The 17,342-nt window shown below is 38.6% G+C and carries 17 protein-coding genes; all 17 read right to left on the bottom strand.

What is annotated here, in order from left to right:
* Position 1: 1 nt before the first annotated feature.
* On the bottom strand, positions 2–1,510 hold the full coding sequence (atpA, locus tag ACFXN8_RS07705; RefSeq protein WP_053596444.1) for a F0F1 ATP synthase subunit alpha: 1,509 nt from the start codon (positions 1,508–1,510) through the stop codon (positions 2–4).
* Between the two features lie 28 nt (positions 1,511–1,538).
* Positions 1,539–2,075, bottom strand: a complete 537-nt coding sequence (locus tag ACFXN8_RS07710; protein WP_386844097.1) for a F0F1 ATP synthase subunit delta — start codon at positions 2,073–2,075, stop codon at positions 1,539–1,541.
* Positions 2,072–2,593 (bottom strand): F0F1 ATP synthase subunit B, encoded by a 522-nt coding sequence (atpF, locus tag ACFXN8_RS07715; RefSeq protein ID WP_376073615.1) that lies wholly within the window; start codon positions 2,591–2,593, stop codon positions 2,072–2,074. Before atpF ends, ACFXN8_RS07710 begins: the two co-directional genes overlap by 4 nt.
* A gap of 173 nt (positions 2,594–2,766) precedes the next feature.
* Positions 2,767–2,979 (bottom strand): F0F1 ATP synthase subunit C, encoded by a 213-nt coding sequence (gene atpE, locus ACFXN8_RS07720; protein ID WP_049668022.1) that lies wholly within the window; start codon positions 2,977–2,979, stop codon positions 2,767–2,769.
* 64 nt (positions 2,980–3,043) lie between these two features.
* Positions 3,044–3,766 (bottom strand): F0F1 ATP synthase subunit A, encoded by a 723-nt coding sequence (atpB, locus tag ACFXN8_RS07725; protein WP_376073616.1) that lies wholly within the window; start codon positions 3,764–3,766, stop codon positions 3,044–3,046.
* A 36-nt stretch (positions 3,767–3,802) separates the two neighbouring features.
* Positions 3,803–4,174 carry an ATP synthase subunit I gene (locus ACFXN8_RS07730; protein WP_386844100.1) on the bottom strand — a complete coding sequence of 124 codons (372 nt, stop codon included), beginning with the start codon at positions 4,172–4,174 and terminating at the stop codon, positions 3,803–3,805.
* Between the two features lie 518 nt (positions 4,175–4,692).
* Positions 4,693–5,814 (bottom strand): non-hydrolyzing UDP-N-acetylglucosamine 2-epimerase, encoded by a 1,122-nt coding sequence (wecB, locus tag ACFXN8_RS07735; protein WP_376073619.1) that lies wholly within the window; start codon positions 5,812–5,814, stop codon positions 4,693–4,695.
* Between the two features lie 207 nt (positions 5,815–6,021).
* Positions 6,022–6,651 carry a uracil phosphoribosyltransferase gene (gene upp, locus ACFXN8_RS07740; protein ID WP_386844102.1) on the bottom strand — a complete coding sequence of 210 codons (630 nt, stop codon included), beginning with the start codon at positions 6,649–6,651 and terminating at the stop codon, positions 6,022–6,024.
* A 125-nt stretch (positions 6,652–6,776) separates the two neighbouring features.
* On the bottom strand, positions 6,777–8,927 hold the full coding sequence (locus ACFXN8_RS07745; protein ID WP_386844104.1) for an EAL domain-containing protein: 2,151 nt from the start codon (positions 8,925–8,927) through the stop codon (positions 6,777–6,779).
* 419 nt (positions 8,928–9,346) lie between these two features.
* Positions 9,347–10,588, bottom strand: coding sequence for a serine hydroxymethyltransferase (glyA, locus tag ACFXN8_RS07750; protein WP_376073624.1), 1,242 nt, complete (start codon positions 10,586–10,588; stop codon positions 9,347–9,349).
* A 59-nt stretch (positions 10,589–10,647) separates the two neighbouring features.
* Positions 10,648–11,190: a TIGR01440 family protein gene (locus ACFXN8_RS07755; protein ID WP_386844107.1), complete on the bottom strand. Its 543-nt coding sequence runs from the start codon at positions 11,188–11,190 to the stop codon at positions 10,648–10,650.
* Between the two features lie 105 nt (positions 11,191–11,295).
* Entirely contained in the window at positions 11,296–11,733 is a 438-nt protein-coding gene (rpiB, locus tag ACFXN8_RS07760) for a ribose 5-phosphate isomerase B (RefSeq protein WP_386844109.1), read from the bottom strand.
* Between the two features lie 1,260 nt (positions 11,734–12,993).
* Entirely contained in the window at positions 12,994–14,277 is a 1,284-nt protein-coding gene (locus tag ACFXN8_RS07765; protein WP_376073638.1) for a methyl-accepting chemotaxis protein, read from the bottom strand.
* Positions 14,278–14,285: 8 nt separating this feature from the next.
* Positions 14,286–14,726 carry a low molecular weight protein arginine phosphatase gene (locus ACFXN8_RS07770; RefSeq protein WP_386844111.1) on the bottom strand — a complete coding sequence of 147 codons (441 nt, stop codon included), beginning with the start codon at positions 14,724–14,726 and terminating at the stop codon, positions 14,286–14,288.
* A gap of 24 nt (positions 14,727–14,750) precedes the next feature.
* Positions 14,751–15,248 carry a manganese efflux pump MntP gene (locus ACFXN8_RS07775; protein WP_386844113.1) on the bottom strand — a complete coding sequence of 166 codons (498 nt, stop codon included), beginning with the start codon at positions 15,246–15,248 and terminating at the stop codon, positions 14,751–14,753.
* Positions 15,249–15,554: 306 nt separating this feature from the next.
* On the bottom strand, positions 15,555–16,589 hold the full coding sequence (locus ACFXN8_RS07780; protein ID WP_386844115.1) for an L-threonylcarbamoyladenylate synthase: 1,035 nt from the start codon (positions 16,587–16,589) through the stop codon (positions 15,555–15,557).
* A 101-nt stretch (positions 16,590–16,690) separates the two neighbouring features.
* A complete protein-coding gene (locus ACFXN8_RS07785; RefSeq protein WP_386844117.1) occupies positions 16,691–17,302 on the bottom strand; it encodes a stage II sporulation protein R in 612 nt (203 codons plus the stop codon).
* Positions 17,303–17,342 lie beyond the last annotated feature (40 nt).

Raw genomic sequence — 17,342 nt, forward strand, 5'->3', positions numbered from 1 at the left:
CTTATTCTGATTTAGCGAAAGTTTTTTTGAACTCAGTTAAAGCTGCTACGTAATCAGCATCAGGAGCAAGTTCTTTTGTAGTACGAACGTGATCTAAAACGTTTGTGTGGTTTGTTTCTAACCAGCTTAAGAATTCACCTTCAAAGCGAACGATATCTTGTACTGGAATATCATCTAAGTGACCTTTAGTTAATGCATAAAGGATAGCAACTTGCTTTTCAACTTTAAGTGGTTTGTTTAGGTCTTGTTTAAGCACTTCAACCGTACGTTTACCACGCTCAAGTTTAGCAAGTGTGATTTTATCTAAATCTGAACCGAATTGAGCAAATGATTCAAGCTCACGGAATGCAGCTAAGTCAAGACGTAGAGTACCCGCAACTTTTTTCATCGCTTTAATTTGAGCAGATCCACCTACACGTGATACAGAAAGACCGGCGTTAATCGCTGGACGTACACCTGAGTTGAATAAGTCAGATTGTAAGAAAATTTGTCCATCAGTAATTGAGATTACGTTAGTTGGGATGTATGCAGAGATATCCCCAGCTTGTGTCTCAACGAATGGAAGAGCTGTAATAGAACCATTTTGATATGTTTCATTTAACTTCGCAGCACGTTCAAGTAAACGGCTGTGTAAGTAGAACACGTCACCAGGGTATGCTTCACGACCTGGAGGACGGCGTAGAAGAAGTGAAAGTTCACGGTAAGCTGATGCTTGTTTAGAAAGATCATCATACACGATTAATACGTGCTTACCTTGTAACATGAATTCTTCTGCCATAGAAACACCAGCAAATGGTGCTAAGTATAGTAATGGAGCTGGTTGAGACGCAGCAGCAGTTACAACGATTGTATAATCTAATGCACCGTGCTTACGTAACGTTTCAACTACACCACGTACAGTTGATTCTTTTTGACCGATAGCAACATAGATACAAATCATATTTTCACCAGTTTGGTTTAAGATTGTATCGATTGCTACTGATGTTTTACCAGTTTGACGGTCACCGATGATTAACTCACGTTGACCACGACCGATTGGTACTAAAGCGTCAATCGCTTTGATACCAGTTTGTAGTGGTTCGTGTACTGATTTACGAGCCATTACACCGAAAGCTGGACTTTCGATTGGACGAGATTTTGTTGTGTTGATTGGACCTTGTCCATCCACTGGTTGACCAAGTGGGTTTACAACACGGCCAATTAGTTCTTCACCAACTGGTACTTCCATGATACGACCTGTACGACGAACTTCATCGCCTTCTTTGATGTCAGCATATGGACCTAGGATTACGATACCAACGTTACCTTCTTCTAGGTTTTGAGCCATACCCATAACACCGTTAGAGAACTCTAAAAGCTCTCCAGCCATGGCGTTGTCGAGGCCATGAGCAAGTGCGATACCGTCACCAATACGGATAACTGTACCAACTTCGCTTACTTTAAGTTCAGATTCATAATTCTCAATCTGTTGTTTAATCAGACTGCTGATTTCTTCAGCCTTGATGCCCATGTATGTCACCTCTCACATTTCTAAATTATTAACCGATTAATTCACGTTTTAGGCGCTCAAGCTTGTTCGCTACTGAGCTATCATAAATATGATTACCGATTTGAACACGAATACCACCAAGAAGCGATGGATCAATTTCGTTTGTAATGTTTAATGATTGTTTCCCTACAAGTTTCGCAAATGTTGCAGAAATATTAGTGCTTTCTTCAGCAGAAAGTGCACGAGTAGAGAATACTGTTGCATCTGCAGTACCTTGTGCCTGTGCAGCAAGCTCAGCATATGCGTTCGCAATAAGCTTCACTTCGTTTACACGTTTTTTCTCAACAAGTAGTTGAACTGTGTGTAAAACATCTGGAGTTGCACTTGCAAAGATTTCAGCTACCATTTGTTTCTTACGTTCGATAGAGAACTTAGGAGCATTTAAAAGTGTTAAAAAATCAGGAGATTCTTTGACTACTTTTGTTAGCTCGTTTAAGTCTGCTCCAACTTCAGCAAGAATGTTTTTTTGTTGCGCTAATTCAAAAAGCGCTTGTGCGTAACGTTTTGCTACAGTTGAATTACTCATCGAGCTTCCCCTGCCTTCGCAATCGTCTCTTCAATTAGAGCACGGTTGTCAGCCTCAGAAATTTCTTTGCTAAGGACTTTAGATGCTGCAAGTACAGATAATGAAACGACTTCATCACGTACAGCTGCAATAGCTTTTTCTTTTTCAGACTCAATTTCACGTAAAGCCGATTCTTTTAAGCGGTTTGCTTCATTGCGAGCTGCAGTAAGAATTTCTTCTTTTTGCACTTCGCCTTGCTTCTTAGCGCCTTCAACAATCGATTGTGCTTCCGTACGAGCTTCTTTAAGAAGGCTCTTTTGTTCTTCTAAATATTGGTGCGAATCTTTGCGGGCTTTTTCAGCTGCTTCGATTTCACTAGCTACTAATTCTTCACGTTGTTGCATGATGCCCATAAGTGGACCCCAAGCGAACTTTTTAAGTAAAAGCATTAACACTAAGAAGATCACTAATGTTGCGGCGATATCGCCACCATTGAAACCTGGCTCAGCGCTGCCTAGTACAAGATAATCTAAAAACACGATTGTTTCACTCCCTTCAAGAGCTTTGACTTCAACATAATAAATTAATTACTTGAAAAACTACCTATTTTAAAAAGCTATATTTACACATAGCTTTTATCAGTTCCAAAATGAATGGCGAAGTTTCATCTGGAGATTCCTGCTTCGCCACTAGAATTCAGTATACAACTGAATTATTTGTTCATTACGATGAATGCGATTACAACTGCGATGATTGGTAGGGCCTCAACTAATGCTACCCCGATGAACATTGTAGTTTGAAGAACGCCACGTGCTTCTGGTTGGCGAGCGATACCTTCTACTGTTTTTGAAACGATAAGACCGTTACCGATACCTGCACCAAGTGCACCTAGACCGATTGCGATTGCTGCTGCTAATAAACCCATTTGAAAATTTCCTCCTTGGAATTGTTTGTTTTTTTTGGTTTAAGCATAATATTTATGCTTTATATTAATGGTCATCGCTCACTTTATGAGCCATGTAAACCATTGTTAACATTGTGAAGATAAAGGCTTGGATAAAGCCGATGAAAATAGAGAAACCTTGCCATGCCATCATTGGAACAATTGCCCCGATGAATCCAACAGCACCTGATGCTGCTAGGCCTGCGATTAAGCCAAGTAAAATCTCACCTGCATAAATGTTACCGTAAAGACGAAGACCTAATGTTAAAGTGTTCGCAAACTCTTCAACGATTTTTAGCGGGAACATGAATGACATTGGTTTGAAGAATGTACCAACATAATGGCCTGTCCCCTTCATTTTAATACCATAGAAATGTGTTAAGGCTAAAATCATTGCTGCAAGAGTCATTGTAACAGTTGGGTCGGCTGTAGGAGATTTCCACCAAAGTTCGCCGTCATAGACGATAGAGAATGGAAGACCTAATAAGTTAGATACAGCGATAAACATAATTAACGTGATACCTAAAATATGGAATCGTCCACCAGTTTTCCAGTCCATATTGCTTTTGATGATGTTCTTTACGAAATCCATAATCCATTCCATAAAGTTTTGCATACCTGTAGGTTTTAACTTTAGGCTTCTAGTTGAGATAAATGCAATTAAGAAAACGATTACGGCTGCAACTAGTAACATCATAACAGTTGAAAGGTTGAATGTTAGAGTAAACAAACCGAAATCAACTACTTTTAATGGAGCTTCATGATTCATTGTTATTTTTCACCTCTCTTTCTAATTTAAAGCACATTAGCGGTTCCTTACATGTGACACAATTCTCTCGACAAAGAGAAAAAAGTACGGAATCATTAGCCCTATGACCGTGCTAATTAAGTGAAAATAGTTTGGCAACGAAATGGCTAGAGCGACTGCCGCTACACCTGATCCAAAGCGAAGCATTGTACCAAGTGAGCCTATTTTCTTCCCTTCACTAATGGATCGATCAAACTTCTCCATACGGCGAACTAAAATCCAAAAATTATACGTACCAAAGAATGCACCGCTTGCGATGCCCGCAAAAAACGTCTGATAGGGCGTAAATCCCCAGCCTAATGCACAGAGTGCGAGCAAAAAAAATAACGCTCTCTTCTGCACAGCAAAAATGTGATGCAAATCTAGCATTGGTTTGTAATCTCCTGAATCATTTTTTCGAGTAAAGAAACATTTGCTGACCACTATGTGAAATCAGAAAAGAGCAGTGAAAAACACTACTCACAGCGGAATAGTAACGGGAGAGCGTCATTTTGAAATTACAGGTGTAAATCCAAAAAAATATCTTACACCCCGAAACGCACAAAACGTTGCAAATCGACAGTTTCTGGTTTGAACTGTCAATTTAGTAGAAACTTGATGTAACAAGTGTTTCAACCACTATTTACGAATAGAAACCCTTATCATTCTTACCCTTTGTAAGCATACAATAGGAGATATTTGAAGTCAATTAGTAAAGGAGAAAAACTTCACAGCCACTATACTCTTGTCAAATTGTTGACAAATTTGTGTATGAAAATTCATAGTTTCAAAATCATGGGTCACGTTTGTGCAAAAAAAAGCTAATTTACGACACATATATGCTCGTAAATTAGCCCACCTATCACGATTAGTACATTAGACTCATTTTTCATTTTTAAAAAGGGATATTACTTGCTTTTTTGCAAAAATCCTAGAAGAGCCTTCACAATACGTTCAGAAGCATGTCCATCACCATAAGGATTTGACGCTTTCGCCATTGCTTCATAAGCATTTTTATCTTCTATTAATTGCTTAGCTAAAGAGTAGATTGTTTCTTCTTCCGTTCCTGCTAGCTTTAGAGTCCCTGCTGCAATACCTTCTGGGCGCTCTGTTGTATCTCTAAGTACTAAAACTGGTTTACCTAATGAAGGTGCTTCCTCTTGGACACCACCAGAATCCGTTAAAATCATATAAGAATTAGCCGCAAAGTTATGGAAATCGAAGACCTCAAGAGGTTCAATTAAATGAACACGCTTATGATCTCCTAAAATTTCATTCGCTATTTCTCGTACAGCTGGGTTCATATGGACTGGGTAAACAACCTGTACATCCTCATGCTCTGCTAAAATTCTAGTAATCGCTCTGAACATATGACGCATAGGTTCACCTAGATTTTCACGACGATGTGCTGTTAATAAAATCATACGATCCGAACCTATTTTTTCTAACACAGGATGTGTATAATGTTCACTTACTGTTGTCGCTAATGCGTCGATAGCTGTGTTACCTGTGACAAAAATAGTTTCAGAGTTTTTATTTTCATCTAAAAGGTTTTTCTTTGATACTTCTGTCGGCGCGAAATGAAGGTCAGCCATAACACCTGTTAACTGGCGATTCATTTCCTCTGGGTATGGTGAATACTTATTCCAAGTTCGAAGACCTGCTTCCACATGACCGATAGCAATTTGGTTATAAAATGCAGCTAAGCTTGCAATGAAAGTTGTTGCTGTATCGCCATGTACTAAAACAATATCTGGTTTCGCTTCTTTCATGACTTTGTCCAAGCCTTGTAATGCATTCGTCGTCACGTCAATTAATGTTTGACGATCCTTCATAATATTCAAATCGTAGTCAGGTGTAATTTTAAATGTTTCTAAAACTTGATCGAGCATTTGGCGATGTTGGGCTGTTACCGTCACAATCGACTCTATTTGCTCAGGATGCTTTTGTAATTCCAATACTAGTGGGGCCATTTTAATAGCCTCTGGTCTCGTACCAAAAATCGTCATTACTTTCCATTTTTTCGTCAAAACGATTTGCACCGTCCTTTGTTATATTTGTATGAAAAGTGCTTTACTTCCATTGATCTGCGTCATATGAGGCAAGCGTCGAACTTCAAGAGAAGTAATTCGCCTAACATACTATGAAACGTCCTTCAATAATGAAGGACGCTCTCAAAAGTTATAAGTTTCCTAAAAATTACATACTAAACGAATTTAACTAAAATTTATTCAGTATTATTTCGTACCGAATAGGCGGTCGCCTGCATCACCTAAACCAGGTACAATGTAGCCATGGTCATTTAATTTTTCATCAAGTGCAGCAATATAAATATCTACATCTGGATGTTGCTCTTGAATTTCTTTTACACCCTCTGGCGCAGCGATTAAGCACATGAATTTAATGCTTTTCGCACCACGTTTTTTCAGTGAGTTGATCGCTTCCACTGCTGATCCACCAGTTGCAAGCATTGGGTCTACAATGATGAAATCACGTTCCTCCACATCTGCAGGAAGTTTTGCATAGTATTCTACAGGTTTTAACGTTTCTGGATCACGATAAAGACCGATATGACCAACTTTAGCAGCTGGAATTAGATTTAATATGCCATCTACCATGCCGATACCTGCACGTAAAATCGGAACAATCGCCATTTTCTTACCAGAAAGTACTTTTGTCTTAGCAATAGTAACTGGTGTCTCAATTTCAATTTCTTCTACAGGCATATCACGTGTAATTTCGAATGCCATTAATGTTGCCACTTCGTCTACTAGCTCACGAAATTCTTTTGTTCCTGTATTCTTATCACGAATATAAGTTAACTTGTGTTGGATTAGTGGATGATCAAATACGTATACTTTGCTCAAAGGGATTCTCTCCTAACCGTTCGGATTCATTTTTATCTCACCTAGTATAACAGAAAAAAGGAGTCGTCTCAAAAATAAATTTGGGACAATTCCTTTTCAAGAATGTTTTCTACATATAATAGCGATTATTTATCGAGTATTGTATCTACTTGCTCTATTGTCATTGGTTTGTAATAGAAATATCCTTGTCCAACTGTACAGCCGAGTGCACGTAAAATCTCAACTTGCTCTTTATTTTCAATACCTTCTGCGACCGAAGTCATTCCTAGGTTTAATGCTAATTGAATAATGGATCGGACAATAGCAAGTGTCGCACCATCATCAATAGCATTAATAAAGCTTCGATCTATTTTTAATTCAGTAAACGGCAGTCTTTGCAAATAACTGAGTGATGAGAAGCCTGTACCAAAGTCGTCCACCGACGTTTTAAAACCGTAACCCTTTAATTCCTGGATAATAGAAAAAGCGGCCTGAAAATCTACTAGGCCAATATTTTCCGTCACCTCTAAAATGATATATTTCGGATCAATATCATATTTCCGGACAAGCCCCAATGTATCCTGTACAAAATTAGCATAGTAAAAATGATCAGGCGAAATATTGACTGCCACCTTCACTATTTTTTTCCCTAATTTTTTGCGCTCTGCTAACCATGAAAGAACAAGCTCTAATATTTGAACATCGATTTCGCGTACCTTTCCCGCACTTTCCGCCACTGGAATAAAGATTGCCGGTGACACAAAACCTAGTTTTGGGGAAATCCAGCGAGCAAGCGCTTCAATACTATGAATTTCACCTGTCCGTAAATCAACCTTTGGCTGCAAATTTACCGAGATCTCTTTATTTTTTAATGCCTGTGCCAAATGGTTTAACACGGTCATTTGTTGCTCAAGCACATCGTTTCTTTCTTGTGTAAATATTTCTGTATGAGTACCTGGTTTATTGGCAGCAAAGGATACCGCATTATCTGCAAAGCGAATCGCATCAGCCATTTTGATCTCATCGTTATATAAAGCAATACCAGTTTTTAACGTAATATAAATTTTCTTTCCACCTATAATGAAAGGCTGACGAATAATCTCTTTTATACGCCTTTCATAATAGAAGAAATCTTCTTCAGATGTCGCATTTGAAATGATTAAACTAGAGCTTGTAAATCTAGCAATATATTCGTTATGCTCATACTTCTCTTCATCTAGACGTTTGGCAATTTGTCTTAAAAGCTCGTCTCCCGCTTCACGACCATATAACTCGACAATTTGATGAAATTCGCTTGGCTTTAAGATTTTGATGTTGCCATTTTGCCTGCACTCTTTTTCTACCTTATTTAAAAAACCATGTCGATTAGGTAGCCCCGTTGTGATATCGATATAGGCTAAATCCCATATCTTTTTTTGCGTTTTTGCATACGAGTATGCCAATGCAACAAGAGCACCGATTTTTCGAAACATGCATTCAAAAACCTTCTGGTCACTACTATGCTGCTCTAACAATATCGCAAACAGTCCAATTGCTTGCTGTTGTTGATTGTATATCGGCATAAACCATCCAAATGGCTTTTTAGATGCATTGGTAAACATTTTATGTTCTATTGGAATATCAATATCATCCAAGTTCTTCACTAGAATGGATGTCTCCCCTTGCATAACTTTCTTAAAAAAGCCATTGTTTGCACAACACTCGGATAAACCTTTTATTTTATCGTTCCCTCTAAAAATCTGTAATTGATCTGCCTCCGTTTTGACAAGTACCATACTTGATATATTCGGCATGAAAAATTCATCTAGACCACTGCAAATAATGCTCATCTTTTTATCAAAGGAATTGTCCTTTTCAATCGCTTCGTACATAGCTTTCTCAAGGCGCATTAAAAATTCCTCGTTGTGATAGTGCGTAACATCCTTTACAAGTATTAAAACAAATAAGGTTTCATTTTTATCATTTTGAAATGGGAGTGCCTGTATCTCTGCCCTAAAAAGAGGTTTATCGAAGCAACTATGGTGCAATTTTGCTTGTACCAGTACTCCGCTATGTATTTTTTGTTTAATCTTTTCAATAGTTGTCTGTTCTTCGTTTGACAACCATGAAAAATAATCGCTATTTATTATTTGAGAATGCGTAGTATTTGTCAGCGTACAAAAAGAATCATTACATTCCAATACGCCATGATTATTTGTCGCATCAAAAATAACGTAACTTTCTTTAGAATTATCCCCTAATCTACGAATTGTATTTAATAACATTTCATTTTCTATGGACATCGTTTTAGTAACCATACAGCCACTCCTCCCTCTATCACTTTAAATCCTTCTTACATTGTACATAAAAATTCAATAAATTGTCACTTTTATAAAAAACACTTCTTAATAAGGACACTATCTGTCTATCTCTCCTATAATATATCCTTTTATACTAAGTTTATGTAAATAAATTCAAAAATAAAAGTATTTTATTTCCATGCGAGCGAAAAATAACTTATTATCGAAACGCGTGGTTGATTTTCCATTCCACTAAGTCCTTTCTTAGGAGTATCCGTGAGCCACTTTGAGCAGCAGATGGTTTTTGCGCGAAAGCGAAGTGGCAGCGGCAGATGGTTTTTGCGCGAAGCGTAGCGGCAGAAGCAGCGGCAACAAAAAAAAGCTGCGGTTAAAGTGCAATCTACCACTTTAACCACAGCCTTATCTACTCTATTAAATTATGCGTATAATGGATGTTTGTCCGTTAAAGCTTTTACGCGAGCTTTCGCTTCAGTTTTAACCGCTTCATCTTCTGGGTTTTTAAGAATCGTAGCAATAATTGCACCAACTTCTTTCATGTCTTCTTCATTGAAGCCACGAGATGTTACTGCCGGTGTACCAATGCGGATACCAGAAGTTACGAATGGAGATTCTGTATCGTAAGGAATTGTATTTTTATTTGTTGTAATCCCTACTTCATCAAGTGCGTGCTCTGCTACTTTTCCTGTTAAGCCAAGAGATTTCACATTAAGAAGTAACAAGTGGTTATCTGTACCACCAGATACAATTTCAACACCTTCTGCCATTAATACTTCTGCTAAAGCTTTAGCATTCGCTTTAATTTGTTTTGTATACTCTTTGAATTCTGGTTGTAATGCTTCACCGAATGCAACAGCTTTTGCAGCGATTACGTGCATTAATGGTCCACCTTGGATACCTGGGAATACAGATTTGTTAAGCTTTTGCTCCCATTCTTTCGAAGCAAGGATTAAACCACCACGTGGGCCACGTAATGTTTTATGTGTTGTAGATGTTACAAAATCAGCGTATGGCACTGGGGATTGGTGCTCACCAGTAGCTACAAGACCAGCGATATGTGCCATATCCACCATGAAATATGCTCCTACTTCATCAGCGATTTCACGGAATTTAGCAAAATCGATTTCACGTGGGTATGCAGATGCTCCTGCAACAATTAGTTTTGGCTTATGCTCTAACGCTTTTTGGCGTACATCTTCATAATCGATTACTTGAGTATCTTTTGTTACGCCATATTCAACGAAGTTATATAGAATACCTGAGAAGTTTACAGGAGATCCATGTGTTAAGTGACCGCCATGAGATAAATTCATCCCAAGTACTGTATCACCTGGTTCTAAAATTGTGTGGTATACAGCCATGTTTGCTTGTGCACCTGAGTGTGGTTGTACGTTTGCATATTCTGCACCAAAGATTTCTTTCACACGATCACGTGCGATATCTTCCACAACATCTACGTGTTCACAACCGCCATAGTAGCGTTTACCTGGATAACCTTCAGCATATTTATTTGTTAGAACAGAACCTTGTGCTTCCATTACTGCTTCTGATACAAAGTTTTCTGATGCGATTAACTCAATATTTGCTTGTTGACGTTTTTTTTCCGCAAGAATTCCGTCTAATACTGCTTTGTCTTGTACTGCTAATTTTTCGTATGCCATGTTTAAAAAGCCTCCTAAGTATAATCATTATTTGTATACCACTGATTTCAGAGGTAATTTTATTTATATACTGCACGCTCTCCGCCAATCAGCTTCGGACGTGTTGTTGCAATTGTTACAACCGCTTCTCCTACCATTCGCACAGAAGTACGAACTGGAACAGCTACTGCCTTTAAATGCATACCTATGAGTGTTTGACCAATGTCAATACCTGCATGTGCTTGCACAGCTTCCACAACAACTGGATTTGTAAATTGCGTAAACGCATAAGCGGACATCGAGCCACCTGCTGTACGAACTGGTACAACTGCTACTGGTTCATAACCAAATTGTTCTGCCGTTGTAGCTTCCATTGTAATAGCACGATTAATATGCTCACATCCTTGGAACGCTAGATGTAGTTGATGTTTCTTTGCAAATGCCTGCAACGGCTCAAAAATCGCCTCTCCAATTTCAAGCGCGCCTGCTGTGCCAATTTTCTGACCAATCACTTCAGATGTCGAGCAACCTACAACAAAAATAGTATTTGGTCGTAGGGTTACCTGCTCTTCAAATTCACTGAGTAACTGAGTCAAATGTGTTCGTATTTGTTGTACAACCACTATGCTCAGCCCCTTATTTCTAAATTATTTATGTCACACAGCTAAAAAGCTCTTTGAAGAAACTTTCTAGCGTAGGACATATGTTAACAAACTTAATTGCTTTTTTTATTGCTCAAGCTCAGTGATTTTTTCAATGCGTCGCGTATGACGACCACCTTCAAAATCTGTTTCAAGCCATACTTTAGCGATTTCACGTGCAAGGCCTGGCCCAATAACACGCTCACCCATTGCTAAAATATTTGAATCGTTGTGGCAACGCGTTGCTTTTGCACTAAATAAATCATGTACTAAAGCACAACGAATCCCCTTAACTTTATTTGCAGCAATGGACATACCAATGCCTGTACCACAAATTAAAATACCTTTATCAAATTCCCCGCTAGCAACACCTTCAGTAACTGGTTTTGCATAATCAGGATAGTCTACTGAATCCGCAGATTGTGGACCAAAATCTTCGTAGCTAACATTTAGCTCATCTAACAGCTGCATAATCTCACGACGTAAGTTATTGCCTCCGTGATCAGAAGAAATTGCTATTCTCACTGGGTTCCCTCTTTTCGAAATTATAGTCAACACTAGTGTACCACTTCTCTCCCAAGAATAACATGATTTTTCTTGCATTTTTATGCTGATTTCTCCTGAAAGACGAACGTTTCTTGTAAACTAATATAAAATCATTCACTTTAAGACCTCTTTTCCTGTGGATATTGTGAATATCATGTTGATAAATTCGGATAATCGTCTTTTGCTGTAATATTCTATCTTCTAATTTTTGTTTCCTTTTTCAATTACAGTGGACATACTATATCAATATTTTTTCTATGTATTACCAGTATTTGATTGCTCTATCCTCATTTCGATGGTTCTATCCATCAGTTTGACGGTTCTATCCACGCTTTGCGGTTTATCCGCCGCTTCGACTTTTCTTTCCGTCGCTTTTCTCTCTCTATCCGTCGCTCCCGCAGTTTTATCCGTCGTTACTACTCTTCTTTCCGTCGCTTGGCCGACTATCCTTCGCTTCGGCTTTTCTTTCCATCGCTTTCTTCTCTCTATCCGTCGCTCAGGCAGTTTTATCCGTCGTTACTTCTCTTCTTTCCGTCGTTACTGCCATTCTTTCCGTCGCTTGAAGGACTATCCTTCGCTTCGGCTTTTCTTTCCGTCGCTCTCCTCTCTCTATCCGTCACTCCCGCAGTTCTTTCCGTCGTTACTTCTCTTCTTTCCGTAGCTTAACGGACTATCCTTCGCTTCGGCTTTTCTTTCCGTCGCTTTCTTCTCTCTATCCGTCGCTCCCGCAGTTTTATCCGTCGTTACTTCTCTTCTTTCCGTCGCTTGAAGGACTATCCTTCACTTCGGCTTTTCTTTCCGTCGCTCTTCTCTCTCTATCCGTCACTCCAACAGTTTTATCCGTCGTTACTTCTCTTCTTTCCGTCGCTTGGCCGACTATCCTTCGCTTCGGCTTTTCTTTCCATCACTTTCCTCTCTCTATCCGTCACTCCCGCAGTTCTTTCCGTCGTTACTGCCATTCTTTCCGTCGCTTAGTCGACTATCCTTCGCTTCGGCTTTTCTTTCCGTCACTTTCCTCTTTCTATCCACGACTTTCGACTTTCTATCCGTCGCTCCAGCAGTTTTATCCGTCACTGCTGCCCTTCCATCCGTCGCTTTGTAGGCTTCCTTCACTTCAGCTCTTCCATCTCGCCACTTTCATCTCTACGGGCACCATGGCACAAGTCTTAAGGCGACATAAAAAAACTGTAGCAAACTCGATACTGCATCGAGTTTATCTACAGTCTAAAAAAATCGTTTTTATGCTTGTCTATCAAATTGTTGAATCATTTTGTGCAGCTCTTCTGATTGTTTCTTTAAGCCTTCTGCTAGTTTTTCTACTTGCTCAATTGCGTAGGCTTGTTCTTCTGTTGCACTGCGAACTTCTTGTGCACCTGCTGACGTTTCTTCTGCAATGGCTGCCACTTCTTGAGATTGACGAGCAGTTGTTTCTATATTATGCATTTGTTGTTCAATTAGTGAAGAAATTTCTACAATCGATGTTGCCATTTCGTGTACGCTTGAAGACATGCCTTCTACCGCTGTCGTAGTTTCTGATACGCGGGCAGCTTCTTTTGTCGCAAATGCCACCTGGTGATTCATTTGTTTGACAACAACTTCAACGTTTTGTTGCATGGATTGAATAAGGGACGTAATGCCTTGTACCGCTTTCGCACTTTCATCAGCTAAACCACGAACTTCCTCAGCTACAACTGCAAAACCTTTGCCATGTTCTCCAGCACGCGCTGCCTCAATTGAAGCATTTAATGCTAGTAAATTTGTTTGTGCTGCAATATCGCCAACTAAGCTAATAATACGCTCTACTTGTCCGGCATTTCCCTCTAGTAGACGAATGCTTTCTAATGCCTCATTATTGCCAGCCGCAATTTGTTGAATACTATTCACTAACGTTTCGATCGCTTTTGTTGTTGTCGTTAAATTATGTAGAATCTCTTTGGATTGGGTTGCCGATGCCTCAGCTCTACTATTGACTTCTGTAGCGAGGGCTCTTACATCTTCAATAGCTTCAGCTGTATCTTGTACGGCTGTAGCAGACGCCTCTGCTCCTGAAGAAATATGCTTTACCGTAGAGGCAATACCCTCTGCCTTTTTCGTTGCAACTGCGGCTTCATCAGATAGTTGAATGATCGATTGATTTGTTTGTTGGAAGTTAAGATCTATACTTTCAACCATCTGTCGTAAATTTAATACCATTTGTTGAAATGCCTCTGCAACAGATCGAATTTCATCACTTGTTTTCGGCATTTCTACATCCTGTCCAATTTTCCCTTCTGCCACACGGGAAGCTGAATTTTCAAGTTGCTGTAAAGGTTTAATTAAGATTACACTGAACACCGCGGCCAAAATGCATGACCACGTAATCCCTAACAGATAAGTAATAATTTCAAACATCTTACGGTTGCTCTCTGGGAAGAGGATAGGTTGTAAATATTCGATAAATATAAAACTGATACTGTATGTGATTAGTGCAAGAATACCGACAAATAATATTAGTTTAAGTCGTAAACCAAGCTGCTTTTTCATAGCGACCCTCAATTCTCTTCAATTTTTTTTACTAATCGTTCTATTAATTTCGTTAATTCTGCAAATGTTTCTTGATAAATTCCTATACTACCACCGTAAGGATCTACAACATTTCCGCCACTAACTTCGCTTGTATATTCTTTTAAAGTAAAAACTTTTTGATCAGCATTTGGATAATTAGCAATAATTGTATCTTTATGAGCTGTTGTCATTGTTAAAATTAAATCAGCCCACTCCATTTCAGTTATTGATAATTGTGTTGCTAAATGCTGATGCGTCATATTTTCTTCATATAATACTTGTTGTGCATGTGCAGACATTTCTGCATTTGGCATGGCATAAATGCCCGCCGAACGGACCTCTACATTGTCCATTTGTTTATGTTTTAAAATTACCTCTGCCATGGGACTGCGACAAGTATTCCCGGTGCAAACAAATAGTATTTTCATACTTATCACCCTCCATTGATTTCTCTATTGCCGGATAGCAAGGAAACCCATAATAATTAAAAAAATTCCTATAATGATTTGAAATTTATTGCCAAGTAGGATCTGACTTTTACGCGCAATGACTAATGACCCATAAGAGCAAATAAGTGCACTGACACCTGCACTTATAATAAATACAGTTTTCTCTAAGTTTAGCATACCAAAAGAAACACTTACTGAAAAGGTATCTAGGCTTGCGGTCACGGCTAATAGTATTGGTGAAATTGTAACTTTTTCATCTTTTCGCGAAAATAATAGTAAATGCAAGCCCATACAAAATAACAAAATACTTGAAATCCATTGTCCCCATTCTAAGAGGAAACGCATTAAATAGCTTCCTAATTCGAAACCTAATAACGGGAAGAGCATATGCAAAGCAGCTGTCCATACTGATAAAAAAAATCGATATCTAACATTTGGCATTAATACATATAAGCCAATCACATCTACAGACGTTAGTATACCTGCAAGAATTCCCTGCAAGAAAGCACTCCTTCGCTCTCTAATATTTTATCATTTTATGCTCGAAAATACAGTATTATCATAATACAATTTCCTTACAATATGGTGCTAAAAGTCACTCTAACAATGAAGAAGTGGCTTCCGTTATGGTAAAAACTCGCTATACTTTCTACATCTATAGCTCAAGTACAAAAGACTATGTGGATTTTTATACCGAAAGCGAAGCGTTCATTAACTGCTCACTGCTAATTTGCGAAGGAAAGAAAATCCCACAAAAAATAGTATGCTAGAAGTTACCTCCAGCATACTATTTTATCGGTAGTTTATTTATGGAGTATACCATTTCCCGCCAGCTGCTTTCTCAAGTCGATTCATAATTGCAGCCCCTACCCCATCAGTCGATGTAGTAGTCGCTAAGATTATTGTAGCTGCTGTTTTATCGCAAGCTCTTAGGGCATGGTACAATGTCGCACCCATTTCTTCTTTACTACCAGCTTGTCCTACTGAGAAATAAAAATCAGCCTTGCTGTCAACAAAGCTAGCTGGTGCAAGTAACGCTACTTTTTGCCCTTGCTTTTGTAATTGATATACAGCCTCATGAACTTTCTCCAAATCACAATCAATTAATAGCACAGGGGCGTTAGGAGCATAGTGTGTATATTTCATACCAGGGGCTTTTGGGGTAGTCTCTAATTTCTGCTCTGTTTTTGAAGGTTGCAGTACTGGACCAATCTTAGCCTCTAACATTTCCTTTGTAATTCCACCTGGACGCAAAATTACTGGAGGTTCGTGTGTAACATCTAACACTGTGGATTCGAGCCCAATCCCAGTAGAACCTCCATCTAAAATATAAGGTATGTACCCTCCCAAATCATCCTGAACATGTATGGCTTCTGTAGGACTTGGCTTACCACTACGATTAGCACTCGGCGCAGCAAGTGGCTTTTTTAAATGTTGCAGTAAAGCTAATGCAACTGGATGATCTGGCATTCGAATCCCGACAGTCGTAAGACCAGCTGTCACACTTTTTGCCAGCACATTTGGCTTTACAGGCATGACAAGTGTCAGTGGACCTGGCCAAAATAAATCCATGCATTTTTTGGCTACTTCTGAAATATGCTCGATATAAAGTTCAACTTCCTCTTTCGTGCCAATGTGGACAATTAGCGGATTGTCTGAAGGACGACCTTTTGCTTCAAATATCTTTTTGACTGCTGTATCATTTGTTGCAACAGTTCCAAGTCCATAAACCGTTTCTGTTGGAAATGCCACGACTTCACCTGCATTTAAGATATCCACAGCCTGTGTATAATTTATCTGACTATTCGCATTACTATCCACAATTTTGCAAACGGTTTCCATAATTAAAACCTTCCTTCAATTATTCGTTTTTACTGAATTATCCACATAATGTTTATAACTTATTAAAAATTGTGCATAAGTTATCTGAATTTGTAAATAATTCATTCAAAAAAACCTTTAATCCATTCCCATATAAAAAATGTAACATGTTCCTTCTCTTCTTTTACTTCTTCTTTTACTTCTTCTTTCGCTTCTACTTTATCAGGCTCACAAACCGATGGGAATATGCTACACCACCAGTTATCACCACGTGCATCACCGATTTTCACGACAATCGATTGATATAAATTTTGTGGATAAAGCACTGCGTTATGTCTCTTCGGTGGAAATAAGTTATCCCCAATTACAACTTGTGCATGAAGTTGTGGATAATTATTTTTAATTTCCGCTTCAATTTCTTGTTTTAACGAAAGTATTTGCTCGTTATCCACAGTTTTAGCTCCAGCACTAGCTACTAATTGCTTAAAATACGGCTTTAAATTTTTGACAAGCTGTTCTTTTTCAAGCTGATCCTGTGTCGTGTTGCTATTGGCAATCACGCGTATACGAAAATCACTTTCTTGCTCATGATTGCTAGCTTCTTTCGCAAAACCTACTAATGTTGGAATATATAAAATACATAATTGCAATGCAATCGCAATTACTACTAATCTTGCAAAAGCTAAAAAGATATTTTGTTTAGGTAATCTAATAATCTTGTATTCGTTTAACATAAAAATCCCTCCTTGCTCAACATTGTGGGCAAGAAGTAGA

The organism is Lysinibacillus sp. NPDC059133 (assembly GCF_042755925.1).
GTDB lineage: Bacteria > Bacillota > Bacilli > Bacillales_A > Planococcaceae > Lysinibacillus.